This window comes from Sphingomonas brevis, from assembly GCF_023516505.1.
Lineage (GTDB): Bacteria > Pseudomonadota > Alphaproteobacteria > Sphingomonadales > Sphingomonadaceae > Sphingomicrobium > Sphingomicrobium breve.
The window spans coordinates 2,108,997-2,132,653 of record NZ_JAMGBB010000001.1; the positions used below are offsets into that span (position 1 = coordinate 2,108,997).

Below are 23,657 nucleotides of genomic sequence, written 5' to 3' on the forward strand. Positions count from 1 at the left end.
GCCCCGCGCTAGCGCAAAGCCGGGCTTTCAGGCAAAGGCTGAGAGGTAATGCCCCTCATTCTCGCCCTCGAATCCTCCTGTGACGACAGCGCGGTGGCGCTGGTCGGCAGCGACCGGCAGATCCTGGCGCAGGCGGTGGTCGGGCAGAATGATGCGCATCGTCCGTTTGGCGGCGTCGTGCCGGAAATCGCCGCCCGGGCCCATGTCGAAATTCTGCCGGGACTGGTCAGGCAAGTGCTGCACGAAGCGGATATCGCCATCGGCGAAGTTGATGCGATTGCCGCCACTGCCGGCCCAGGACTGATCGGCGGGGTGATGGTCGGCTTGCTGGTCGGCAAGGGGCTGGCCCTGTCGGTCGGCAAGCCGCTGATCGCCGTCAATCACCTCGAAGGTCATGCGCTCAGCCCGCGCCTGGTCGATAAAGGGCTCGATTTTCCTTATTTGCTGTTGCTCGCCAGCGGCGGCCATTGTCAGCTGCTGGAGGTGCGCGGGGTCGGCGACTATCGCCGCCTTGCCACGACCATCGACGATGCAGCCGGCGAGGCCTTCGACAAGTCGGCCAAGCTGCTTGGGCTCGCTTATCCCGGTGGTCCCGCGGTCGAGGCGCTTGCCAGCGACGGCGATCCAACGCTCGTTCCGCTGCCTCGCCCGCTGGTCGGCACCAAGGAGCCGCACTTCAGTTTCGCCGGATTGAAGGCGGCGGTTCAGCGCGCGGTCGCCAGCAACCAGTATCGGCCGGAAGACATTGCCGCCAGCTTCCAGCAAGCCGTGGTCGACTGCTTCGTCGATCGCACCAGGCGGGCCATGGACAAGAGCGATGCTCCGAGCCTGGTGGTGGCCGGCGGCGTGGCCGCCAACGCCTCGGTGCGCTCGGCGCTGGAGCAATTGGCCCTGGACAATGGCCGTCGCTTCTCGGTTCCGCCGGGGTGGCTCTGCACCGACAATGCGGCGATGATCGGCTGGGCCGGCGCAGAGCGGTTTGCCGCCGGTCTTATCGACGATCTCGCCGTTCCGGCGCGGGCCCGCTGGCCGCTCGATCCGGAGGGTGAGAAGGTTCGCGGCGCGGGGGTTAAGGCATGAGTATCGAAAAGTTGGCGGTGATTGGCGGCGGCGCCTGGGGAACCGCGCTGGCGCAGGTCGCGGCGACCGGCGGGCGTGAAACCTTGCTGTGGGCGCTGGAAGAAGATGTCGTTTCGGCGGTCAACAAGATCCACGAAAACCCGGTCTATCTGAAGGGCCTGAAGCTCGAAAAGTCGATCCGCGCGACCAGCAGCTTTTCCGACCTGGCCCAGGCCGACGCGTGGCTGGTGGTCACTCCCGCGCAGCATATGCGGGCAGTGCTCAAGCGCTCGCCTTGTCCCAACATGCCGCTGGTCCTCTGCTCGAAAGGCATTGAGGAATCGAGCGGCAAGCTGCTCCACGACGTGGCCCAAGAGGTCTGCCCCAGTTCGCCGGTGGCGGTGCTGTCGGGCCCGACCTTTGCCCATGAAGTGGCCGCCAGGCTGCCGACCGCAGTGACGCTGGCCTGTGAGAATCGCGAGCTCGGCGAGGAGCTGCGGTCACGGATCAATCTTCCCCACTTCCGCACCTATTGCACCGACGATGTCGCCGGGGCCGAGGTCGGCGGCGCGGTCAAGAATGTGCTGGCCATCGCCTGCGGCATCGCGGAGGGGCGCGGCCTCGGACAGAACGCCCGCGCGGCGCTGATCGCGCGGGGATTCGCCGAAATGATCCGCTTCGGCCTGGCAATGGGTGGGCGCCGCGAGACGCTGGCCGGCCTGTCGGGGCTCGGTGACCTGGTGCTGACCTGTTCCTCGACCAGCAGCCGCAATTTCTCGCTCGGCAAGGCCATTGGCGAGGGCAAGAACCCGGCCGATTTGATGAAGGATCGCCGCACCGTCGCCGAAGGGGCGCACACCGCGCCGGTCCTCGATCGCATCGCCAAGGAACGCGGCATCGATATGCCCCTGGTCGATGCCGTGGCGACTCTGCTGGCTGGCAGGATCGGTATCGGGGAACTGCTGGAATCGATGCTCAGCCGGCCACCGGGCGACGAGGAAGACTGAGGTTCCGGAACTTAGAAGTCGATCGCGATTCCCTTCTTTTCCCAATCGCCATAGCGCGTCGGATCGAGCTTCTCGCTTTCTCCGGCAGGCGGTTCGGGTTTTGCCGGGCCCGGTTCAGGCACGGGCGGTGACGGGCTGAGGTAAGCCGGCGCCTTGATATGCTTTGGCCGTTTCACGTCTGAGCAAATGATGCCTAAAGGGGCCGGTGCCAACCCCCCAAACTCCAATTGAAGGCGTGGCAGCGCGCCAGGCGGCGCTCCGCATCCTCGATGCCGTGCTCCGCCGCGGCCAGACGATGGACAATGCCGCCCAGGCGGCGCGAGGCCTGCCGCCGGCCGATGCAGCGCTAGCCAGCGCCATCGCCGGGGAGACGTTGCGCCGGTTGCCCGATCTCGACGCGTTGATCGATGGCGCCACCCGCCAGCGGCTGCCCGACGACAGCAAGGCGCGGACCGTGCTGCGGTTGGCCCTTGCGCAAAAGATCGGGCTTGGCACGCCGGACCATGCACTGGTCGCGACGGCGCTGCCGCTGGTCGACGGCGGCCCGCGGCGGCTGGTCCATGGCGTGCTCGGTACCTTGCTGCGCCAGGGCTTGCCGTCGATCGATGCTCCACGCCTTCCTGAAACGGTCGAGGAACGGTGGCGTGCGGCCTGGGGCAGAGAGATCGTGCTCGCCGCCCGCAACGCGATCGCGCGCCGACCGCCGCTCGACCTCAGCTTTGCCTCTGACGATGCCTGCGCCGCTTTCCCCGAAGGCATTTCGCTTGCCCCGCGCCATCGCCGAATCGATCACCATGGCGCGATTACGGGGCTTACGGGTTTCGAGAATGGCCAATGGTGGGTCCAGGATTTGGCTGCCTCGCTTCCCGCGCGTCTGGTTCCAGCCTCGGCCGGGACCGTTCTCGACGCCTGCGCCGCGCCGGGCGGCAAGACCATGCAATTGGCCGCTGCCGGTCACGATGTGACCGCTCTGGACCGCTCGGAAAGTCGTCTGGCCCGACTTTCCGACAATCTCGCCCGCACCGGATTCAAGGCAAAAACCATCGTTGCCGACGTGCTCGACTGGACGCCAGATGTGCCCTTCGACGCAGTACTGCTCGACGCGCCCTGCTCGGCCACCGGCACATTTCGCCGCCATCCGGAAGTGCTATACCGCGCCCGGCCCGCGATTATCGAACAAAGTGCCGAGCTTCAGGGCCGCCTGCTCGCCCGAGCCGCCGACTGGGTTCGGCCCGGTGGAAGCCTGGTCTATGCCGTCTGCAGCCTCGAGCCCCAGGAGGGCGAGGAGCGGATCGAGCAATTTCTTGCGGACCGGACTGATTTTCGAATCCAGCCTGCGCCTGAATTGGCCGACGGCGTGACGCCACATTTCCGGGGCTGGCTCCGCGTCTTGCCCGGCATATTGGAACCGCAGGGCGGGCTCGACGGCTTCTTCACCGCACACCTTGTCCGCCGGGCATAATCAAGTCTAATCGACGCTATGGCCCGTCCTCTCATCTCCCCTTCGATCCTATCCGCCGATTTCGCCAAGCTGGGCGAGGAAGTCCATGCGATCGACGAGGCCGGGGCAAACTGGATCCATATCGACGTGATGGACGGCCATTTCGTCCCCAATCTGACGATCGGTCCCGGGGTGGTGAAGGCGCTTCGTCCCCACACTGCCAAGCCGTTCGACGTCCATCTGATGATTTCGCCGGTCGATAATTTCCTCGACGCCTTTGCCGAGGCCGGGGCCGACATCATCACCGTCCACCCGGAGGCCGGCCCGCACGTCCACCGCACCGTCCAGCATGTGAGGTCGCTCGGCAAGAAGGCCGGAGTGTCCCTGAATCCGGCGACCCCGGCCAAAATGCTCGATTATCTGCTTGAGGAAATCGATCTGGTGCTGGTGATGAGCGTCAATCCCGGCTTCGGCGGGCAGAAGTTCATCGCTTCGCAACTACGGAAGATTGAATCCATCGCCAACCAGGTCGCCAAGAAGAATCTGGTGGTCGACATCGAAGTCGACGGCGGGATCGACGCGGTCACCGCGCCGCAGGCGATCGACGCCGGGGCGACCGTGCTGGTTGCCGGCACCGCCGCCTTCCGTGGCGGACCCGGCAAATATGCCGCCAACATCGCGGCGCTCCGGGGAGACGGATGAGCGACGACAAGCTCGGCCGGCTTGCCAAAGGATCGCTCGTCTCGCGGCTGTTCGGGTCGGGCAAGCAGCCGCTGCGCCTGGTCGCGGTCCCGCGAGACCATGTGCTCGGCGACCGCACTCGGGGAGACGCATTGCTCGCCGGAAGGCTGCGGCTGGGCAGTGCCGAGCTGGCCCTGGTCGATGTCGATTTCGCCGGGGTCGGAACTCGCGGGCCCCTTGCGCGAGAGTTGCACGGCTTTTCGTGGCTGCGCGACCTGGGCGCTTCGGCCAGCAGGGAAAAGGGTGCGCGCCTCGCCGAAGCGATCGTTGGCCGCTGGCTGATCGCACATGGCAGCCGGCCGGACGACGCCTGGGCGCCCGACCTGTGGGGCGAACGGATCCTCTTCTGGACCGCTTATGCCCCCTACATACTTTCCAGCCGCGATTCCGGTTATCGTTCGGCGCTGCTCAATACGCTGGCCCGGGGCGCCCGCCATCTCGATGCCAATGCCGACAAGGCCCAGCCCGGCTTGCCGCGCATCACCGCCTGGGCCGGAGCGTTGGTCGCGGCGCTGACCCTGCAAGGTGCTCAAAAGCGTCTGTCGCATGCCGAGTCCGGGCTGATGCGCGCGCTCGCCGCCGCCCAGTTCGAGGATGGCGGACTGATGACCCGCAGCCCCGAACAACAGATGATGCTGGTCGATCGCCTCGGGCTGGTCCGCGCCGCTTACTTCGCCGCCAAGCAGGGGCTGCCCGACGCCCTCGACAATGCGGCCTCGGCCGCGCTGGCCGCGCTTCATGGCGTCACCATGGGCGATGGCGCATTGAGCAGCTGGCAGGGCGGCAATCCCGGCAATCCGGCGCGTCTGGCGGCACTGATCGAAGGCTGCGGGCTGCGTTCCCGTCCGCTGCGCCAGGCGCGCGGCTGGGGCTACCAGCGCCTGTCTGCGCTCGGCACGATCATTGTCGTTGACGCGGCTCCGCCGCCATCGCAGCGCATGGCCGCGACCGGCTGCGCCTCGACGCTGGCCCTGGAAATCAGTGACGGCATTCAGCGGCTGGTGGTCAATTGCGGCGGCCCGGGGGCTGTTCCGACCGACCTTTCCGAAGACCTGGTCCTGGCATTGCGTTCGACTGCTGCCCATTCGACCCTGACCATCGGCGATAGCAATTCGACCGCGATTCTGCCCGACGGCACGCTTGGCAAGGGCGTCGCCGACGTCACCGTCGATCGCAGCGAGGACAATGACTGCTCGCGAATCGAGGCCAGTCACGATGGCTATGTCAAAGGCTTCAGTCTGATTCACCAGCGCCGCCTCAGCCTCGGCAACGACGGCAAGGAAGTGCGCGGCGAAGACCGGCTTACGCCCAAGGGGCGCCGCAAGATCAAGGAATCAGCGCCTTTCGCAATTCGGTTCCACCTGGCGCCGGGTGTCGAAGCCACCATTACCGCCGACGGCATGGGAGCGCTGCTCCGCTCGTCGGGAGCCCCGCCCTGGAACTTCCGTTGCCGGGGCGCGATGCTGCAGGTCGAGGAGAGCATCTTCATCGACGGCTACGGCCGGATGGTGCCCACGCTGCAACTGGTTGTCGTCGGCGAAGTATCCGCTATTGGCGGCGAAATTGCCTGGCAGTTCCGCCGCTCAAGCTAATCCGTAGGGCCATTTTCATGACCGATATCGTTCCGATCCGCCGGGCGCTCATCTCGCTTTCCGACAAGTCCGGGCTTGAGGGCCTTGCCGCCGGCCTCGTCAGGGCGGGGGTCGAAATCATATCGACGGGCGGTACCGCCGCCAAACTTCGCGAGCTTGGCGTCGAGGTCCGTGAAATCAGTGAATTTACCGGCTTTCCGGAGATGATGGACGGACGGGTCAAGACGCTCCACCCCAAGGTCCATGGCGGCCTGCTCGCAGTCCGCGACAAGGCCGACCATGCTGCGTCGATGGAAGAGCATGGCATCGGTGCGATCGACCTGGTGGTGGTCAACCTCTACCCGTTCGAGGCGACCGTGGCGAAGGGCAGCCCGCGCGAAGAGATCATCGAGAATATCGACATCGGCGGCCCGTCGATGGTCCGCTCGGCCGCGAAGAACCACGATTATGTCGCGATCGTCACCGACCCGGCCGACTATTCAGAGCTGCTCGAGCAGCTCGACCGGCAGGGCGGAACCGACCTCGCGTTCCGGCGAAAGCTGGCGGCCAAGGCCTATGCGCTCACCGGCGCCTATGATTCGATGATTGCCAGCTGGTTCGCCTTCGCCGACCAGGGGCAGGCCTATCCGTATATGCGCTTCATCGTCGGCAAGAAGGCGCAGGAGCTACGTTACGGCGAAAATCCGCACCAGAAGGCCGCACTTTACTTGCCGATGGGCCCGTCGACGCCGGGCGTCGCCCAGGCGCGGCAAGTCCAGGGCAAGGAGCTCAGCTACAATAATCTGAATGACGCCAATGCCGCGCTGGAGCTGGCCGCCGAGTTTCGTAACGGCCCGCCGACGGTGGTGATCGTCAAGCACGCCAACCCCTGCGGCGTCGCCAGCGGCGACAGCCTGCTCGATGCGTGGAGCCAGGCGCTGGCCTGCGATAGCGTCTCGGCTTTCGGCGGCATCGTTGCGGTCAATCGCCCGCTCGACGGCGCCACGGCGGATGCGATTTGCGACATCTTTACCGAAGTGGTGGTCGCGCCCGACGCCGACGAAGCCGCCGTTGCCGCTTTCGCGCGCAAGAAGAACCTCCGCCTGCTGCTGACCGGCGGCCTGCCCGACCCGGCGCGCGGGGGACAGACGGTCGCAGTGATCGCCGGCGGCCTACTTGTACAGGACCGCGACAACGGCATGCTGACGCCGGACATGCTCAAGGTCGTGACCAAGCGCGAGCCGACGGACCAGGAGCTGAAGGACTGCCTGTTCGCCTGGACCGTGGCCAAGCACGTCAAATCCAATGCCATCGTCTACGCCAAGGGCGGCGCAACCGCCGGCATCGGCGCGGGCCAGATGAACCGCCGCGACAGCGCAAGGATTGCCGCGATCAAGGCGCGCGAGGCGGCGGAAACCCATGGCTGGCCGGAACCGCGCACCGTCGGATCGGCGGTCGCTTCGGACGCCTTCTTCCCCTTTGCCGATGGCCTTCTGGCCGCGGTCGAAGCCGGAGCCACGGCAGTGATCCAGCCGGGCGGCTCGATCCGTGACGATGAGGTAATCGCGGCTGCGGATTCGGCGGGGTTGGCAATGGTTTTCACCGGGGTCAGGCATTTTCGCCACTAGGCGATTATCGAGGCGCCTCGACGCTCGATCCTGGATCGGGCAGCGACAGTTCCTCGATATCTTCCTTCTTCATCCGGAATAGTTCGCGGTCCTCGGGCCCGAAGCCCTTGACCCAGATCACCGCGCCAAATGCGGCCAGGATCGCCGGGATACCGACGATCAGTTCTGCCCATTCCGGCAAGCGGATGATGATCTGGCCGGCCACCATTGCCGCCGCCGCCGCCCAGATCAGCGGCCAGCGCCAGCCGGACACTGGGTGGCCAAGGATCTTGGCCAGCAGCCGTGATTTGATGATTGCCGCGAAGCCCAGTGCCAGCATCAGCCCCAATGCCGGTCCGGTCGCCTGCCACATCAAGGGCCAATGCCAGCTTCGCATCAGCAGGATCAGGCCCGCCCCCAGCGCCGCCTCAAGCCCGATCATTCCCAGGCTGATCATCATGTTACGATGGCGCGCGCAATAGATCAGCGCGGCCTCGCTAACCGCCGCCGTGGAGGCAACGACTTCGGCCGCCAGCAGGAAGCCTAGCGCCGCGGTACCGGCGACGAATCCGGCACCGACCAAGCCCATCACCGCCTCGCCGGGGATGCCCAGCGCCAGGGCTGCGCAGCTCTGGGCGGCAATCACCCAGAATCCGACCTGGCGGACCTGCTTGGCGACGGCGATCTTGTCGCCTTTGGCGAGGTTGCGGCTGATTACCGGGCCCAGGACCGGGTCGAAGCTGGTCTTGAGCTTGGCTGGAAGCGAAGCGACTTGCTGCGCAACATAATAGATGCCGACAATGCCGGGCGCGAAGAACAGGCCGAGCATTGCGATGTCGACGCGGCGCGATCCCCATTCGACGGCATCGGCCGCCGCCACCGGCAGGTTACGCCGGGCGAGGCGCCACAAGGTGCCGGGATCAGGACGCCAGTCATGCGGCAATCCATAGCTTTTGAGGAACGGGATGACCGAAGCGACTAATGCCCCGACCATCGACAACGCATAGGCGATGATCAGTCCGTCCCGGCTCGAGATGAAATACCAGCCGAACGCCACGATCGAGATCGTCCATGGCTCGACAATCGCCCGCGCCCGCACCGTAGAAGTGACGTCATGGCGATAGGCCAGCGCCGCAAGGCAGATATCCGACCAGGCCAGCGCGAAGATGGTGACCGGCAGGGCCCACTCCATCCCGTGGATTTCGGAATTGGGGAACATCGCCTGCGGGAACAGGGCCAGGATCGTCATTGCGATCGCCGATCCGACCGCTGCCACCAGCAGCGCGTCGGCGACCACATGTGCATGGTCTTTGTCGGTCTTGGCCAGCTGCTGTGCGAGCCCGCGCTTCAATCCCAGCGTTGCCAACTGGGAGGCGAATTCCAGGATCAGGACGGCATATGCGAAGCGGCCGAGCTCTTCGGCGCCGTACATCCGGCCGGCAATGAACAGGAACGGCAGGCGCGCCATAAGCCGCAGGATGAAGCCGAAGAAGTTGATCCGCCCGCCCCGCGCCAGCGCGGCTAGGTCGGCCGATGGGGCCGTCTCGGTCGATTGGGCTTGGCTCAATGCGCCTCGCCCCAGTTCGATCCCCAGCCGACCTCGACGTCCAGCGGCACGTCGAGCTTGAGTGCAGGCTCGGCGGCCTTGGCCATCACCTCGCGGACGACTGCGGCGGCTGCTTCTTCCTTGCCTTGCGGAACTTCGAACACCAGCTCGTCATGGACCTGCAGCAGCATTTTGACGTCAGACAGGCCGGCATCGGCCAGCGCATCATCCATCCGGTTCATCGCCCGCTTGATCAAATCCGCGCTGGTGCCCTGGATCGGGGCGTTGATCGCCGCCCGCTCCGCGCCCGCCCGGAAATTTGGGTTTGGCGCGCGGATGTTCGGGAAATGCGTCTTGCGACCGAACAGGGTGCGGGTGAAGCCATGCTCGCGAACGAACGCCAGCGTCTCGTCAATATAGGCGCGGATTCCGGGGAAGCGGGTGAAATAGCGGTCGATGATCGCCTTGCCCTCCTCCTTAGGTACGCCCAGCCGCCCGGCCAGGCCCCAGCTGCTGATCCCGTAGAGGATTGCGAAATTGACCGTCTTGGCCTTTCCTCTTGTGTCGCGATCCACGACCCCGAACAATTCCTCGGCGGTCATCGCGTGGATATCAGCACCCTTGCTGAACGCCTCCTTCAGCTGCGGCACGTCCGCCATGTGCGCGGCCAGCCGCAGCTCGATCTGGCTATAGTCGGCGCTCATCAGCTGATGGCCCGGCTCCGCGACAAAGGCATCGCGGATTTGCCGGCCGATCTCGGTCCGGATCGGGATGTTCTGCAGGTTCGGTTCGGTCGAGGCCAGGCGCCCGGTTTGCGCGCCCGACAGGCTGTAGCTGGTATGCACCCGTTGGGTATCGCGGTTGATCTGCGATTGCAGGGCGTCGGTATATGTTGATTTGAGCTTGGTCAGCTGCCGCCAGTCGAGCACCAGCCGCGCCGCCTGGACCCCCTCGCCGGCCAGCCGCTCAAGCTCGTTGACGTCGGTCGAATATTGGCCGCTCTTGCCCTTGCGCCCGCCAGACAATCCCATCCGGTCGTACAGCACCGCACCCAGTTGCTGCGGCGAGCCGATGGTGAACGGCCCGCCCGCCGCCTCATATACCCGCTGCTCAAGCGCCGCGATCTCGGTCGCGAATGTGCCCGACAGCTTGGCCAGATACTCGCGGTCGACCTTGATCCCGCGGCGCTCCATCTTGCCGACCGTCGCCACCAGCGGCCGGTCGACCATCTGGTAGACCCGGGTCGATCCTTCCTCCGCCAGTCGCGGCTTCAGCCGCAGCCACAGGCGCAAACAAATGTCGGCGTCCTCGGCGGCATATTCGGTCGCCGCGCCCAGCGGCACCTTGTCGAAGCTGATCTGCTTCGCCCCGACCCCGCAGACCGACTTGAAGGCAATGCATTCATGGTCGAAATGCGCCTGGGCCAGCTCGTCCAGCCCATGGTTCGACCGGCCGGCGTCAAGATCGAAGCTCATCACCAGCGTGTCGTCGTAAGGCGCGACGTCGATCCCCGACCTCTGCAGCATCACCCAGTCATATTTAAGATTATGGGCGATCTTCAGCACCGCCGGGTCTTCCAGCAGGCCCTTCAGCTTCCCAAGCACCAGGTCGGTTGGAAGCTGCCTGGGTGCATCGCTCAGCAGGTCGCCGCCGACATGGCCAATCGGGACATAGCAGGCCTTGTTGGGCTCGGTCGCCAGGCTGACCCCGACCAGCCGCGCAGCCATATTGTCGAGAGCGTCGGTCTCGGTGTCGATCGCGACATAGCCCTTGTGCCGCGCCTCGGCGATCCAGCGGTCGAGTGCCTCGTCGCTGATGACGCATTCATATTGCGTCCGGTCGACCGTAATCTTCTCTTTTTCCAATGGCTTGGGTGCAGACTGCGACGCCATGACGTCAATTGGCCGGGCACCGCCGCTCGACGCGCCGGGTTCCTTGCCGACGCGATTCAGCAGCGACTTGAACCCCATATCCTCAAGGAATTCCCTGAGCGGCTCCGGCGGTATCCCCTTCAGCGTCAGCTCTTCGAGAGGCTCGGGCAGCGGGCTGTCACATACCAGTTCCACCAACCGCCGCGACAGGCGCGCCATCTCGGCATGCTCGATGAGGTTCTGTTTGAGCTTCGGCTTGGTAATCTCATCCGTGCTCGCCAGCACCGTTTCCAGGTCGCCATATTGCTGGATCAACTGGGTCGCGGTCTTGGGCCCGACGCCTGGGACGCCGGGCACATTGTCGACACTGTCGCCCATCAGCGCCAGCACGTCGCCGACTTTCTCCGGCCCGACCCCGAACTTTTCATGAACTTCGGTGACCCCGATGCGGCGGTCGTTCATCGTGTCGAGCATGTCGACATTGCCGTCGTCGACCAGTTGCATCAGGTCCTTGTCGGAGCTGACGATGGTGACCTTCCACCCCGCGCGCACGGCCGCATAGGTGTAGCAGGCGATGATGTCGTCGGCCTCCAACCCATTTTCCTCGATGCACGGGATGGAAAAGGCGCGGGTGGCGGTACGGATCAGCGGGAATTGCGGGACCAGGTCCTCGGGCGGCGGCGGCCGGTTCGCCTTATACTGGTCGTACATCTTGTTGCGATGGGTCTCCTCCGATGCGTCGAGGATCACCGCCATGTGGGTCGGCCCGTCGGCCTTGTTGAGCCCGTCGGCCAGCTTCCACAGCATCGCCGTATAGCCATAGACCGCACCGGCCGGCACGCCGTGCCGATTGGTCAGCGGAGGCAGCCGGTGGTAGGCGCGGAAGATGTAGCTGGAGCCATCGACGAGGTAGAGGTGGTTCTGCGCTTCGGACATGAAGGCGGGGGTTTAGCAGGGTGGGCGCGCGATGCCACCCTGCAAGGAAAGGGAGATTATGGGCGAAAAATTCGAACGTCATAAGCAGCCTTGGACCAGCGATGAGATCCAGAAGCTTCACCGGCTGGCGGGCAAGGGGATGAGCCTCAAGGCGATTGGCAAGGCGCTGACCCGAAGCGAGGAATCGATCAAGGGCCGCGCCAAGCTCGACGGCCTCAAGGTCAGCAAGTTGCGATAGGCCGGCCTAGCCGGTCGTGATCTCATCCAGCCGAGCGCGGATGCGCCGATAAGAAGGCGACAGCGCGAACAGCAGCCGGTGACGGAACTTGGCCATCAGCGAGAATGCAACGGACATGGGCTCCCCTCCCATCGATCCATCCAATCCCCCAACGGCGAGAGAAACAAAAATCGTTACGCCAGTCAACCGACCGCTTATTCTGGCTAGTTGGGCTTGGCAGCCTTGGCTCTGGCGATGAACGCATCGACCTGCGCTTCCAGCTCGGGCAACGGCACCGATCCCAGCGCCAGGATCATGTCGTGGAACTTGCGAATGTCGAACCGGGTGCCGAGCTCGGCCTCGGCCTTGGCCCGTGACCGGCGGATGGTCAGCTCGCCCAGCTTGTAGGCCAGCGCCTGGCCCGGCCAGCTAATGTAGCGATCGACCTCGGTCTCGACCTCATGGGTCGACAGGGCGGTGTGCCCGGCGAGATAGTCGATCGCCTGTTGCCGCGACCAGCCGTAGCGGTGGATGCCGGTGTCGATCACCAGCCGCGCCGCGCGCCACATCTCATAGCTTTGCTGGCCGAACCGCTCATAGGGGTTGCGGTAAATGCCCATCTCGATGCCGAGATATTCGGTGTAGAGGCCCCATCCCTCGCCATAGCCGGAAAAATAGATGTTGCGCCGGAAGCGCGGCAGCGACTGCCCTTCTGCCGCCAGCGCCGCCTGGAAGCTGTGGCCCGGAGCACATTCGTGCAGCGTCAGCACCGGGATATTGTAAAGCGGCCGGACCTTGAGGTTGTAGGTGTTCATCTGGCAGCTCTCGAGCCCGCCGCGGCCCGCCGTGTAGAAAGGCGCCAGGGCATCGGGCACCGGGATAATCGTGAAGCGCCGCCGCGGCAGCAGCTCGAAATAGTCCTTCAGCTTCCCGTCGACCCGCTTGGCGGCGTAAGCCGACACGCCGAGCAAATCGTCCGGATTGCGGGCGATGAACTGCGGGTCGGTCCTGAGGAACGTCAGGAACTCGGCGAAGCTTCCCTTGAACCCGCTGTCGCGCATCGTCTTCTGCATGTCGGCTTCGATCCGAGCGACTTCCTTGAGGCCCAGCTGGTGGACCTCCTCGGGCGTGACGCCCAGCGTCGTATATTCGCGGATCTCGGCCCGGTAATAAGCGTCGCCGTCAGGCAGGTCACGCGCCGACACGGTCTTTCGGGCGCCGGGCGCATATGTGTCGCGGTAGAAGGTCAGCAGCTTCCGGTAAGCCGGAACGACCGCTTGTTCGATTGCCGCCCGGCCTTCGGCACGAAACTTCTCCTGGTCGGCCGCGCTGATCGTTCCCGGCATCTGGACGAAGGCGGAATAGAAAGCGCTCTTCGCCGGATCGTCGGTGACGAAGGAGGAGATGGATCCGTCACGCCCGACCAGCGTCGCCGCCGGCGGGGTGAAGCCGCGCTTCAGGCCGGCGCGCATATTGGCAATCTGTTCGTCGAAATAGCGCGGGATGTCGCGCATCCGCGCGATGTAGCGGCGGTAGGCATCGCCATCGGTCAGCGGGTCGCGCTCGTCGAGATAGGTCCAGAAATTGCTGTCGCTGTTGACCGGCATTTCCCATTCGCGAAACTTCGCGTCGGAGATGGCGGCATCCAGGATAGTGCGCAGCACGCCGGCATTGACCCGCTCGGCCGGCGACAGCTCAGCGGCCGGAATGGCGTCGAGCTGGGCCAGCACCTGCTTTAGGTGCGATGCCCGGGCCTGCTGCGTCGCCGGGTCGGCCTTGGGCAGGTAGCCGGCCGGCTGGTTTTCGCCCTTGGCGTCGGCGTAAAAGCCATATTCCTTCTGCGTCCAGTCGGCATAGCCTTCGTAAAGGGCCTTCAACTGCGCGTCGGCCGGGCTCGGTGCCGGCTGGGCGAAACTCGGTTGGGCGGCGATCAGTGCGATCAGGGCGGCGGTGCGGAGCAATGATTTCATGCGCCGGAACCTAACCAGTTCGCGTGCCTCGGCAATGGCCCATTCGACGAACCGGCTTCGGCATTGCCAGGATCACCATAGCAAGCAAGCGCTTCATGCGATCTCCCGTCCGACCAGCATTGCGCCGACCTTGCTCGATCCGCTTTCGTAAAATCCGACCTGGCCGACGAATTCCTTCGGATTGTGGAAGGTGCCAAGCAGCATGTCGAACCAGGGCACGTCGCCATAGTTGCGGGCATGAATGCCGCGCTCATGATGGGCGGAATGACTCTCGGGCCGGGTGATCAGATAACCGAGCCAGTGCGGCGTCCGGATGTTGGCGTGCTGGAACATCGAGCAGAATGTCGCCATCAGGTTGATGGTGATCGCCGCTTCGGCGCTGACCCCAAATCCGAGCACCAGGGCAAGGCTGCCGAGCAGAGTCCAGCCGATCATGTCGAATGGATGGAAATAGAAGGCGCCCCAAATGTCGACCCGCTCGGCGCTGTGGTGCATCTGGTGGAACCAACGCCATAGCGGCTTCACATTGTGCATCGTGCGATGCCAGCAATATACGCCCAGCTCTAGCAGCAGGAAGCCGCCGGCGATTTGTACCCAGAGCGGCAGCGTATCGGCCGCAAGCAGGCGATACTCGCCAAGCCAGCCGTCCCACATCAGCGGGGCGTAGGTCCCGACCGCGAAATAGAGCAGCGCAAAGGCCGCGCCCTTCATCTGCCAACCGGGCACGTTCGGGAATAGCCTTCCCTTCGCCGCCAGTTCGGTGAGGGCGAAGCCCGCGAACAGCGCCAGCGCGACATAGTGATAGATACCAATCATCTCATTTTCCCTGACTTTCGATCGGCGGCGCTGATAGCGGGCGAGCGGTGCACGGCTCTAGCAAGCGCGCGGTCGGTTTTTCCGAGACTGTAAAATCATGTGCGATTTGTGTAGCTTGCACGTCTTGGGCAGCCAGGCAGGGCAGGATGGCGGAAAAGCTGGTGGAGAAAACTGCACCCCAGGTACAGTATGATTCGGGCGGGCAAAGCAAGGGCGAGCGAACCCGCGAGCGAATCCTCGACATTGCCTATGGAGCGATCGTCGAAAAGGGTTTTGCCGCGACCTCGATCGAGGAGCTGGTCGAAGCAGCCGGCATCACCAAGAGCGGCTTCTTCTATCACTTCCGCGACAAGAACGACCTTGCGCGGGAGCTGTTCGAGCGTTTCCTGGCGGAGGATGAGGGAATCATCGATAGGCTTGAGCAGCGCGCCCGGGAACTGAGCGACGATCCGCTCCAGGCCCTCCTCATCTTCCTCAATCTCTACGCGCAGATGATGGATGACATGGAGACGATCCATCCCGGCTGCCTGGTCGCGACGGTCACCTATCAGGAACGGATTTTCGACCGCGAACTGAAGCGGATGAATGTCGAATATCTGCTGAGGATGCGCGACCGATTCCAGCGCTGGTTCGGCGAAATCATCGCCGAGAACCCGCCGAGATCGGAGGTCGACGTCGGCGCTCTGGCCGATCAGCTGACGACTATCGTCGAAGGCGCGATCATCATGTCCAAGGCGCTTAAGGACGAGGCTCTGATGGGCAAGCAGACGCGCCTGTTCCGCAACCATGTGAAACTGCTGTTCGGCGCCTGACCTAAGGCACCAGCACCGTGTCGACTGCTTCCTTGGCGGTCTTCGGATAGTCGAGCGTGTAGTGCAGCCCGCGGCTTTCATGGCGCGACAGCGCCGAGCGCACGATCAGATCGGCGACCTCCAGCAGGTTGCGAAGCTCGATCAGGTCCGGCGTCACCCGGAAATGTTTGTAATATTCACTGACTTCCTGGCGCAGCATGTCGATCCGCCGCTTGGCCCGCTCCAGCCGCTTGGTGGTGCGGACGATCCCGACATAATTCCACATGAAGCGGCGGATCTCGCCCCAGGTCTGGGTGATGACCACTTCCTCGTCGCTGTCCGTCACCCGGCTTTCGTCCCAGCCGCGGATCGGTGGCGGCTGGTGCAGATCGTCCCAATGTCCAAGGATATGCCTGGCCGCGCCCTCGCCGAACACCAGGCATTCCAGCAGCGAATTGGACGCCAGGCGGTTGGCGCCGTGCAGCCCCGACTGGGTCACTTCCCCGGCGGCATAAAGGCACGGCGCATCGGTCCGCCCATGGATGTCGATCACTACTCCACCGCAGGTATAGTGCTGGGCCGGGACGACCGGGATCGGCTCCCTGGTGATGTCGATGCCCAGCCCGATCAGCTTTTCGTAGATATTGGGGAAATGCCCTTTCACGAACTCGGGCTCGCGGTGGCTGATGTCGAGATGGACATAGTCGAGGCCGTCGCGCTTGATCTCATGGTCGATCGCCCGGGCGACGATGTCCCGCGGGGCAAGCTCGCCGCGCTCGTCATAGTCGGGCATGAAACGGTGGCCGGTCACCGGGTGCTTCAGGATTCCGCCCTCGCCGCGCACCGCCTCGGTAATCAGGAAATTCTTGACCTCGAGGTTGTAGAGGCAGGTCGGGTGGAACTGCATGAATTCCATGTTGGAGATGCGGCACCCCGCGCGCCACGCCATGGCGATGCCGTCGCCCGTCGCGCCGCGCGGCGCGGTCGAGAATAGATAGGCCCGGCCCGCGCCGCCTGTGGCGAGTATCGTTGCGCGGGCGGTCAGCGCGTCGACCCGCCTGGTCTTGCGGTTCAGGGCGTAGAGGCCGTGCACCGCGCCTGACGTCGAGAACTCCGCGGCGTGGCGGCCGGTGATGAGGTCGATCGCCACCATGTCGGGAATGAGCGTGATGTTGGAATTGGCCGCCGCCGCTCTTTCCAGTGCCTGCTGAACCGCCCAGCCGGTGGCGTCGGCGACATGGACGATGCGGCGATGGCTGTGCCCGCCCTCCCGGGTCAGGTGGAGCTCGCCATTCTCGGTCGCGAACGGAACGCCCAGCTCGACCAGCCGGGCGATGGCGTGCGGCGCTTCGCTCACCACATGCTCGACCACCGTCTGGTTATTGAGTCCGGCGCCGGCGATCATCGTATCACGAACATGGGCGTCGAAACTGTCGCCTTGCTCCAGCACGGCCGCGATCCCACCCTGGGCAAGGCCGCTCGCGCCTTCGTTAAGCTTGCCCTTGGCGATCACGCCGACCCTTAGCGTCGTCGCCAGGTTCAGCGCGGCAGTGAGCCCGGCAGCGCCCGAGCCGACCACCAGCACGTCGAAGGAGCCGCCTTTGGACTTTGGCCCGCTCAAGCTGCCGCCTCGCGCGTCAGGCTTAGGAACACATCTTCCAGGTCGGGATCGCGGGTCGATACATCGACTATTCCAAACCCTTCCCGCTGCAACGCGTCGAGCACCTGGCCGGCATTCACCTTGTCCTTGCGATAAGTGATTTCCAGCGTCCGCGGGCCGGTCAGGTCGATCCGCTCGAAGCAAAAAGCATCGGGCGCTGCCGCAATGTCCCGGTCGACCTCGACAACCACCGCCTTGTCCTGCGCCTTGGCGATCAGCTCGCGGGTCGGTTCGTTGGCGATCAGCTTGCCGTGGTTGATGATCGCGATGCGATCGCACAGCTGCTCGGCTTCCTCGAGATAATGGGTCGTCAGCACCACCGTCACGCCTTGCTGGTTGAGGCCGCGGACATAGTCCCACAGTTGCTGGCGAAGCTCGATATCGACGCCCGCGGTCGGCTCGTCGAGGACCAGGATCGGCGGCGAATGGACCATCGCCTTGGCGACCAGCAGGCGCCGCTTCATGCCCCCCGATAAGGTGCGGGCATAGGCATTGGCCTTGTCGGTCAGATGCACCGCGGCGAGGAGCGCATCGGTAATCCGCTCCGCCTTCGGCACGCCGTAGAGCCCGGCCTGGATCTCCAGCGCCTCGCGCGGGGTGAAGAAGGGATCGAACAAAATCTCCTGCGGGACGATACCGATCGACCGCTTTGCGTTGCGCGGATGCTGGTCGATGTCGAAGCCCCAGATCTCGGCCGACCCACCCGATTTCACGACCAGCCCGGCGAGAATGTTGATCAGCGTCGACTTGCCCGCGCCGTTGGGCCCGAGCAGGCCGAAGATTTGCCCGCGGGGCACATCGAAACTGACCGCGTCGAGCGCGCGCTTGGGTTCGCTGCCCTTCGACCGATAGGTCTTGCTGAGCTCCTGTATGCGGATCGCAGGCTCGGTCGCGTCGGTCATGGTGATTCGCATAGCGGTGCCTGCCGGCTCGCGAAAGCCGAACTGGTGAATGAGGAATTTGGCTTACCGGTCATCCTTAATTTTCCGGCAACCATGTTTGCCCCGATTGCCGGCTTGCCGAGAGCAATCGCCGCCGGGCCGGGGAGCGTGGCATCCGAATTGGTTAAGATTCGGCGGTAAACAGCCGTAAACCTTATGCATTGAAGCGATGTTGAGGCGCATGGCCGATATTCGGTTCACCTTAAATGTGTGGGAACCAAGACATGCGCTTGAATATTGCTCTCGCGGCCCTGGCCGCAACCGTTGCCTTCGCGTCGCCTGCCGGCGCTCAGGTCGTTTCGTCAACCGCCCAGGCCGAGGCCCGCGGAACCATCCTTCAGCCGCTGACGCTGAACCGGGTCCAGGATCTCGACTTCGGCACCATCCTCGTCGATCCGCTCGGCGGCGGCGGCAGCGTCACCATCGATGCCGACGACGGCAGCCGCAGCGTTACCGGCGGCGTCGCCGAAGTCGGCGTGAACGGTGGCCAGCGCGCCATCTTCTCGGGTGCCGGTCCGGCCAATGATACGGTCGACCTGGTCCTGTCGCAGCCGGCCGGTGGCCTGCTTTATCGCGACGCGACCACCTCGCTGGCCGGCGTGCTGGTGCTTGACCAGGGCGGCAGCACGACCCGCACGATGGATTCGCTTGGCGCCTATTCGGTTGGCGTCGGCGGCACCTTCACCATCGCGGCGACGCAGGGTGCCGGTGTCTACGCGGCGGATTTCGATCTGACCGCCAACTATCAATAAGCTTACCCGCTCAATAAGACCCCACTCTTATTGAAGCGGCAGGGGGCGGATGCTAGGTCATAGGGCCTATGCAGCCGCCCCCTGAAGTTATTCGCACCAAACATCACCGCGTCGCCTGCGACGGTTCCGGCCAGGTGGAGGCCGCGCTCGGCCACCCCCGCGTCTACTACCAGATCGACGACAGCATCGGCTTTGTCGATTGCGGCTATTGCGACCGCCGCTTCGTGCTGGAAGGCGGACCGGCCGACACCGGCCAGTGAACCCGCGCGACTATCTCTACCGGACCCTCGATCCGGCCGAGGCGGCGTCGCTGGCAACCCGCCACCTCGCTGCCCATGACGATGGCGAGCTGTTCCTCCAATATCGGGTGTCGGAAGCGTTTGGCTTCGACGACGGCCGGTTGAAGGCCGCCGATTATCACACCGGTTCGGGCTTCGGCCTGCGCGGTGTTACCGGCGAGATGACCGCCTTCGCCCACGCCAATGAGATCAGCACCGCCGCGATCGACCGGGCCGCCCAGACGCTGAAGCTGCTCGATCCGGCCAAGGGGCCTGCCGCCGCCGCACCGGCTCGCACCAACCGCTCGATGTACGGCTCCGACGACCCGCTGTCGGCGATTCCCTTCGCCAGGAAAGTCGAGCTGTGCCAGGCGATCGACGCCGCCGCCCGCGCCCGCGACCCACGCGTCGCCCAGGTCAGCGTCGCCTTGTCCGGCAGCTGGTCGGTGGTTGAGATCGTCCGTGCCGACGGCTTCATTGCCACCGACGTCCGACCGCTGGTCCGGCTCAACGTCTCGATCGTCGCCAAGCAGGGAGACCGCCGCGAAACCGGCAGCTTCGGCCTCGGCGGCCGTTACCATTACGACCATCTGTTCGAACCCGCGACCTGGAACCGGGCGATCGACGAGGCCCTTCGCCTCGCGCTGGTCAACCTTGAAAGCGTGGCCGCCCCGGCCGGCGAAATGCCGGTTGTGCTCGGCAACGGCTGGTGCGGCGTGCTGCTGCACGAAGCGGTCGGACATGGCCTCGAAGGCGATTTCAACCGCAAGGGCACCTCGGCCTTCTCCGGCCGCATCGGCGAGCGGGTTGCGGCGCCTGGAGTCACGGTGATCGACGAAGGCGCGATCGAAAATCGCCGCGGCAGCTTGAGCATCGACGATGAGGGCACGCCGACCTCGCGCACCGTGCTGATCGAGGACGGCATATTGAAGGGCTATCTCCAGGATCGCCTCAACGCCCGCCTGATGGGCATGGAGCCGACCGGCAACGGCCGCCGTGAGAGCTTCGCCCACGCGCCGATGCCGCGCATGACCAACACTTTCATGCTTGGCGGGCAGGATGACCCGCAGGAGCTGATCGGCCGGGTCAAGGACGGCATTTACGCCAAGAGCTTCGGCGGCGGGCAGGTCGACATCACCAGCGGCAAGTTCGTGTTCGGCTGCACCGAGGCCTATCGCATTCAAGGCGGCAGGCTCGGGCCACCGATCAAGGGTGCGACCCTGATCGGCGACGGTCCGACCGTGCTGACCCGGGTCAAGGGCATCGGCAACGACATGTCGCTGGACGAGGGTGTCGGCATGTGCGGCAAGGGTGGTCAGTCGGTGCCGGCAGGGGTCGGCCAGCCGAGTCTGTTGATCGACGGCATCACCGTCGGCGGATCTGCTGCTTGAGCCTGGTCCCGCTGGCGACCTTCGGAACGCGGGTCGAGGCGGATCTCGCCCGGCTGGCGCTGGAAGCCGAGGGCATCGACACGATCATTTTCGATGCGGAGGCAAACAGCTTTTTCGGCGGCGGCGGCTTGATCAGCGTCAGGCTAATGGTGCTCGACGAGGATTTTGAGCAGGCCGCCCAGATCCTGCGCGAAGAGCGCGACTAATCCCTCAACAAATGGGCCACCGGTCCTAGATCGAAGCCGGCTTCATTTGCCTGTCGATGCAGCTCCTCGCTTGGCGCTCCGTCCTCGCTTCGCGCCACGGCCCAGGCCAGCGTCGAGCGATTGCCGGAGCGGCAAAAGGCGAACATCTTGCCGTCGCCGGTCGCATGCATTGCCTCGCGCATCGCCTCGACGTCCGACGGGCCCAGCCCCCGCGCGATCGGGACATGGCGGTAATCGATCCCGGCCGCCTTTGCCGCCGCTTCGATATCGTCGCTTTCCGGCTGGCCCACGTCCTCGCCGTCGGGTCGGTTATTGACGATCAGGGTTACGCCCAGCGCCTTCAATTCCTTGATGTCAGCGGGCGAAATCTGGCCGTTGACCAATGTCTTGTCGTCGAGCTGCCGGTGCATCGTCCCTCCACCGCCGAGTCGGCGCGTTGACTGCAAATATGACGGATCGCTGACGCCGCGTCCATTTCGCTGCATGGACCGGGTAGTTGGGGGTCAGGCAGGAACGTAGGTCAGCCGGATGACATTCTCGTCGACCTGTTCGCTGGCGACGAACCGAAGCGGCGGGCGGGGCCCGTGGAAATAGGGGTTGCCGCCACCCAGCACGACCGGGTGGAGGTAGATGCGATATTCGTCGATCAGGCCGAGTTCGGTCAGGCTTTTCGCGAGGTCCGGGCCGCCGACCTCGATCTCGCCGTCGACCTCGGTCTTCAGTTTGCGGATCGCGGCTTCCAAATCGCCTTCGACCAGCGTGGCATTGGGTCCCACCGACGTAAGCGTGCGCGACACGACCCATTTCGGCTGGGCTCGCCAGGCTTGCGCGAACTCGCGCTCCGCTTCGTCCCACTCCGGGCGGTCTTCGTCCCAATAGGCCATGATCTCGTACAGCTTGCGGCCATAGATGCTGCCCGCCTGTTCGCGCGCCTGCTCGATGAAGTGGCGGAACAGTTTCGGGCCAGGTCCAAACCGGTCATGGTCGACATAGCCATCGAGCGACTGGTTCATCCCGAACACGATCCTGGCCATCGCCTACCCCTCCACAACTTCCTCAAGCTCGCGCTCCGCGGCTTGCCGCGCCCATAGCTCGGCATAAAGCCCGCCCTTCGCCAACAACTCGGCATGTGTGCCACGCTCGGCTACCCGGCCGGCGTCGAGCACCACAATCTGGTCCGCGCCGACGATGGTCGACAGGCGATGGGCAATGATGATCGTCGTCCGGCCGCGCGCGGCGGCGTTGAGTGTCGACTGGATCGCTTCCTCGGTGCGGCTGTCGAGCGCACTCGTTGCCTCGTCAAGGATCAGGATCGGCGGGTCCTTCAGCAAGGTGCGCGCGATCGCCACACGCTGCTTTTCGCCGCCGCTCAACTTGAGCCCGCGCTCGCCGACCATCGACTCATAGCCCTGCGGCAAGGCGGCGATGAACGTGTCGATTGCCGCGCCCCTGGCGGCGCCCTCGATCTCCGGCTGGCCGGCGCCCTCGCGGCCATAGCCGATGTTGTAACCGATCGTGTCGTTGAACAGCACCGTGTCCTGCGGGACGATTCCGATTGCGCTCCTGAGGCTCGACTGCTGGACCTTGGCGATATCCTGCCCGTCGATCGTGATCCGGCCCGCGGTCGGGTCGTAGAAGCGGTAGAGCAGCCGGGCGAGGGTCGACTTGCCTGCACCCGACGGCCCGACCACGGCCATGCTCGTCCCGGCCGGAACGTCGAGCGTCACGCCTTTGAGGATGATCCGCTCTGGCTCATAGCCGAAGGCCACTTCTTCGAACCGGACATGGCCGTCGCCGACGGTCAGGGCCGGCGCGCTGGCTACGTCGACCACCTCGGCCGGCGTATCGGTCAGATCGAACATCGCCTCCATGTCGATCAGCCCCTGGCGGATCGAACGGTAGACCCAGCCGAGCATGTCGAGCGGGCGGAACAGCTGCATCAGCAACGAATTGACCAGCACCACGTCGCCCGGCGTGAACCTGCCCTGGCTCCAGCCCCAGACCGTGAAACCCATCGCCCCGGCCATCATCAAATTGGTGATGAGGCTCTGGCCGATATTGAGCCAGGCCAGGCTGACCTCGTTGCGGACCGCGGCACGAGTGAAGCTGGCGATAGCGTCGTCATAGCGCCGTGCCTCGCGCTCCTCGGCGCCGAAATATTTGACCGTCTCGTAGTTTAGCAGGCTGTCGACCGCCCGCCCGATCGCCTTGTTATCGACGTCGTTCATTTCGCGCTGCAGGTGGGTACGCCAGTCGGTCACCTTGCGGGTGAAGATGATGTAAAGCGCGACGAACACCATCGTCGCCGCGACCAGTCCGGGGCCGAATTTCAGCCAGAAGATGACGCAGATCGCGACCAGCTCGATCACCGTCGGCGCGATGTTGAACAGCAGGAAATAGAGCATCATGTCGATGCTCTTGGTGCCGCGCTCGACGATCTTGGTCAGGCTTCCGGTGCGCCGCTCCAGATGGAATCTCAGGCTCAGCGAATGAACGTGACGGAACACGCGCGCCGCCAGACGCCGCGCGGCGCTCTGCCCGACCTTTTCGAAAATGGCGTTGCGCAGATTATCCGACAGCACGCCGCCGAACCGGGCCGCTGAGTAAGCGAACACCAGCATCAGCGCGGCCATCCATGCCTGCCTGTCTCCGCTCATTGCGTCGACGACGGCCTTGTAGGCGAACGGCATCGCCAGCGTGATCGCCTTGCCAGCAAGGACCAGCACCATTGCGATGATGACCCGGACGCGAAGCTCAAGATCGTCCTTGGGCCACAGCATCGGCAGGAACCGCCAAAGCACCGAAAAGCCGCCGTTGGGCTTTTCGATCTGGGGGGCGCCGCTGCTCATCTCCTTG

Annotated in this window: 22 protein-coding genes; 12 read left to right on the forward strand and 10 right to left on the reverse strand. The window is 64.8% G+C overall.

What is annotated here, in order from left to right; all coding sequences use genetic code 11:
• The first annotated feature begins 48 nt into the window (after positions 1–48).
• Both tsaD and LZ518_RS10955 read left to right on the forward strand, forming a co-directional pair.
• Complete coding sequence (gene tsaD, locus LZ518_RS10950; RefSeq protein ID WP_249916022.1) at positions 49–1,080, forward strand: tRNA (adenosine(37)-N6)-threonylcarbamoyltransferase complex transferase subunit TsaD; 1,032 nt, start codon at positions 49–51, stop codon at positions 1,078–1,080.
• Positions 1,077–2,066 carry an NAD(P)H-dependent glycerol-3-phosphate dehydrogenase gene (locus LZ518_RS10955; protein WP_249916023.1) on the forward strand — a complete coding sequence of 330 codons (990 nt, stop codon included), beginning with the start codon at positions 1,077–1,079 and terminating at the stop codon, positions 2,064–2,066. Before tsaD ends, LZ518_RS10955 begins: the two co-directional genes overlap by 4 nt.
• Positions 2,067–2,077: 11 nt before the next feature.
• On the opposite strand, the gene LZ518_RS10960 is transcribed toward LZ518_RS10955, so the two are convergent.
• A complete protein-coding gene (locus LZ518_RS10960) occupies positions 2,078–2,242 on the reverse strand; it encodes a DUF1674 domain-containing protein (protein ID WP_249916024.1) in 165 nt (54 codons plus the stop codon).
• A gap of 29 nt (positions 2,243–2,271) precedes the next feature.
• Between LZ518_RS10960 and LZ518_RS10965 the strand changes: the two genes are divergently transcribed.
• Genes LZ518_RS10965 through purH form a run of 4 tightly spaced genes read left to right on the forward strand, consistent with a single transcriptional unit; the run spans position 2,272 to position 7,447 of the window.
• Entirely contained in the window at positions 2,272–3,528 is a 1,257-nt protein-coding gene (locus tag LZ518_RS10965; protein ID WP_249916025.1) for an RsmB/NOP family class I SAM-dependent RNA methyltransferase, read from the forward strand.
• A gap of 18 nt (positions 3,529–3,546) precedes the next feature.
• Positions 3,547–4,209 carry a ribulose-phosphate 3-epimerase gene (gene rpe / locus LZ518_RS10970; protein WP_249916026.1) on the forward strand — a complete coding sequence of 221 codons (663 nt, stop codon included), beginning with the start codon at positions 3,547–3,549 and terminating at the stop codon, positions 4,207–4,209.
• Positions 4,206–5,840, forward strand: coding sequence for a heparinase II/III family protein (locus tag LZ518_RS10975; protein ID WP_249916027.1), 1,635 nt, complete (start codon positions 4,206–4,208; stop codon positions 5,838–5,840). Before rpe ends, LZ518_RS10975 begins: the two co-directional genes overlap by 4 nt.
• Before the next feature lie 17 nt (positions 5,841–5,857).
• Positions 5,858–7,447: a bifunctional phosphoribosylaminoimidazolecarboxamide formyltransferase/IMP cyclohydrolase gene (gene purH, locus LZ518_RS10980; protein ID WP_249916028.1), complete on the forward strand. Its 1,590-nt coding sequence runs from the start codon at positions 5,858–5,860 to the stop codon at positions 7,445–7,447.
• Between the two features lie 4 nt (positions 7,448–7,451).
• On the opposite strand, the gene LZ518_RS10985 is transcribed toward purH, so the two are convergent.
• Positions 7,452–8,993 carry a lipopolysaccharide biosynthesis protein gene (locus tag LZ518_RS10985; RefSeq protein WP_249916029.1) on the reverse strand — a complete coding sequence of 514 codons (1,542 nt, stop codon included), beginning with the start codon at positions 8,991–8,993 and terminating at the stop codon, positions 7,452–7,454.
• Positions 8,990–11,779 carry a DNA polymerase I gene (polA, locus tag LZ518_RS10990; protein WP_249916030.1) on the reverse strand — a complete coding sequence of 930 codons (2,790 nt, stop codon included), beginning with the start codon at positions 11,777–11,779 and terminating at the stop codon, positions 8,990–8,992. Before polA ends, LZ518_RS10985 begins: the two co-directional genes overlap by 4 nt.
• Positions 11,780–11,837: 58 nt before the next feature.
• Here polA and LZ518_RS10995 point away from each other — a divergent pair, with 58 nt between their 5' ends.
• Positions 11,838–12,017, forward strand: a complete 180-nt coding sequence (locus LZ518_RS10995; protein ID WP_249916031.1) for a hypothetical protein — start codon at positions 11,838–11,840, stop codon at positions 12,015–12,017.
• 203 nt (positions 12,018–12,220) lie between these two features.
• On the opposite strand, the gene LZ518_RS11000 is transcribed toward LZ518_RS10995, so the two are convergent.
• The gene (locus LZ518_RS11000; protein ID WP_249916032.1) at positions 12,221–13,966 is read right to left on the reverse strand and encodes a DUF885 domain-containing protein; all 1,746 of its coding nucleotides are present in this window, start codon (positions 13,964–13,966) and stop codon (positions 12,221–12,223) included.
• Positions 13,967–14,059: 93 nt separating this feature from the next.
• Positions 14,060–14,782 (reverse strand): sterol desaturase family protein, encoded by a 723-nt coding sequence (locus tag LZ518_RS11005; RefSeq protein WP_249916033.1) that lies wholly within the window; start codon positions 14,780–14,782, stop codon positions 14,060–14,062.
• A 146-nt stretch (positions 14,783–14,928) separates the two neighbouring features.
• On the opposite strand from LZ518_RS11005, the gene LZ518_RS11010 reads away from it, so the two are divergent.
• Entirely contained in the window at positions 14,929–15,594 is a 666-nt protein-coding gene (locus LZ518_RS11010; protein ID WP_249916034.1) for a TetR/AcrR family transcriptional regulator, read from the forward strand.
• A 1-nt stretch (position 15,595) separates the two neighbouring features.
• Here the strand turns inward: LZ518_RS11010 and nadB are convergent, their stop codons facing one another.
• Positions 15,596–17,194, reverse strand: coding sequence for an L-aspartate oxidase (nadB, locus tag LZ518_RS11015; RefSeq protein WP_249916035.1), 1,599 nt, complete (start codon positions 17,192–17,194; stop codon positions 15,596–15,598).
• Positions 17,191–18,135 (reverse strand): ABC transporter ATP-binding protein, encoded by a 945-nt coding sequence (locus LZ518_RS11020; protein WP_249916036.1) that lies wholly within the window; start codon positions 18,133–18,135, stop codon positions 17,191–17,193. Before LZ518_RS11020 ends, nadB begins: the two co-directional genes overlap by 4 nt.
• Positions 18,136–18,398: 263 nt before the next feature.
• Here LZ518_RS11020 and LZ518_RS11025 point away from each other — a divergent pair, with 263 nt between their 5' ends.
• The 4 genes from LZ518_RS11025 (at position 18,399) to LZ518_RS11040 (ending at position 20,801) form a co-directional block, all read left to right on the forward strand.
• Positions 18,399–18,926, forward strand: a complete 528-nt coding sequence (locus LZ518_RS11025) for a DUF4402 domain-containing protein (protein WP_249916037.1) — start codon at positions 18,399–18,401, stop codon at positions 18,924–18,926.
• A gap of 68 nt (positions 18,927–18,994) precedes the next feature.
• Entirely contained in the window at positions 18,995–19,186 is a 192-nt protein-coding gene (locus LZ518_RS11030; protein ID WP_249916038.1) for a zinc-finger domain-containing protein, read from the forward strand.
• Entirely contained in the window at positions 19,183–20,595 is a 1,413-nt protein-coding gene (tldD, locus tag LZ518_RS11035) for a metalloprotease TldD (protein WP_431358222.1), read from the forward strand. Before LZ518_RS11030 ends, tldD begins: the two co-directional genes overlap by 4 nt.
• Positions 20,592–20,801: a putative signal transducing protein gene (locus tag LZ518_RS11040; RefSeq protein ID WP_249916039.1), complete on the forward strand. Its 210-nt coding sequence runs from the start codon at positions 20,592–20,594 to the stop codon at positions 20,799–20,801. Before tldD ends, LZ518_RS11040 begins: the two co-directional genes overlap by 4 nt.
• Here the strand turns inward: LZ518_RS11040 and LZ518_RS11045 are convergent.
• The 3 genes from LZ518_RS11045 to LZ518_RS11055 form a co-directional block, all read right to left on the reverse strand.
• Positions 20,798–21,211: a protein tyrosine phosphatase family protein gene (locus LZ518_RS11045; protein ID WP_249916040.1), complete on the reverse strand. Its 414-nt coding sequence runs from the start codon at positions 21,209–21,211 to the stop codon at positions 20,798–20,800. The two genes, LZ518_RS11040 and LZ518_RS11045, sit on opposite strands and share 4 nt — an antisense overlap.
• Positions 21,212–21,304: 93 nt before the next feature.
• Positions 21,305–21,835 carry a dihydrofolate reductase family protein gene (locus LZ518_RS11050; RefSeq protein WP_249916041.1) on the reverse strand — a complete coding sequence of 177 codons (531 nt, stop codon included), beginning with the start codon at positions 21,833–21,835 and terminating at the stop codon, positions 21,305–21,307.
• A 3-nt stretch (positions 21,836–21,838) separates the two neighbouring features.
• Positions 21,839–23,650: an ABCB family ABC transporter ATP-binding protein/permease gene (locus LZ518_RS11055; RefSeq protein WP_249916042.1), complete on the reverse strand. Its 1,812-nt coding sequence runs from the start codon at positions 23,648–23,650 to the stop codon at positions 21,839–21,841.
• Positions 23,651–23,657: the final 7 nt, after the last annotated feature.

Bases quoted from the DNA above. Each gene is read 5' to 3' on its own strand.
- tsaD (WP_249916022.1), top strand. From the start codon at position 49: ATGCCCCTCATTCTCGCCCTCGAATCCTCCTGTGACGACAGCGCGGTG.
- LZ518_RS10955 (WP_249916023.1), top strand. From the start codon at position 1,077: ATGAGTATCGAAAAGTTGGCGGTGATTGGCGGCGGCGCCTGGGGAACC.
- rpe (WP_249916026.1), top strand. From the start codon at position 3,547: ATGGCCCGTCCTCTCATCTCCCCTTCGATCCTATCCGCCGATTTCGCC.
- LZ518_RS10975 (WP_249916027.1), top strand. From the start codon at position 4,206: ATGAGCGACGACAAGCTCGGCCGGCTTGCCAAAGGATCGCTCGTCTCG.
- purH (WP_249916028.1), top strand. From the start codon at position 5,858: ATGACCGATATCGTTCCGATCCGCCGGGCGCTCATCTCGCTTTCCGAC.
- polA (WP_249916030.1), bottom strand. From the start codon at position 11,779: ATGTCCGAAGCGCAGAACCACCTCTACCTCGTCGATGGCTCCAGCTAC.
- LZ518_RS10995 (WP_249916031.1), top strand. From the start codon at position 11,838: ATGGGCGAAAAATTCGAACGTCATAAGCAGCCTTGGACCAGCGATGAG.
- LZ518_RS11000 (WP_249916032.1), bottom strand. From the start codon at position 13,966: ATGAAATCATTGCTCCGCACCGCCGCCCTGATCGCACTGATCGCCGCC.
- LZ518_RS11005 (WP_249916033.1), bottom strand. From the start codon at position 14,782: ATGATTGGTATCTATCACTATGTCGCGCTGGCGCTGTTCGCGGGCTTC.
- LZ518_RS11010 (WP_249916034.1), top strand. From the start codon at position 14,929: ATGGCGGAAAAGCTGGTGGAGAAAACTGCACCCCAGGTACAGTATGAT.
- LZ518_RS11020 (WP_249916036.1), bottom strand. From the start codon at position 18,135: ATGACCGACGCGACCGAGCCTGCGATCCGCATACAGGAGCTCAGCAAG.
- LZ518_RS11025 (WP_249916037.1), top strand. From the start codon at position 18,399: ATGCGCTTGAATATTGCTCTCGCGGCCCTGGCCGCAACCGTTGCCTTC.
- LZ518_RS11030 (WP_249916038.1), top strand. From the start codon at position 18,995: ATGCAGCCGCCCCCTGAAGTTATTCGCACCAAACATCACCGCGTCGCC.
- LZ518_RS11045 (WP_249916040.1), bottom strand. From the start codon at position 21,211: ATGCACCGGCAGCTCGACGACAAGACATTGGTCAACGGCCAGATTTCG.
- LZ518_RS11050 (WP_249916041.1), bottom strand. From the start codon at position 21,835: ATGGCCAGGATCGTGTTCGGGATGAACCAGTCGCTCGATGGCTATGTC.
- LZ518_RS11055 (WP_249916042.1), bottom strand. From the start codon at position 23,650: ATGAGCAGCGGCGCCCCCCAGATCGAAAAGCCCAACGGCGGCTTTTCG.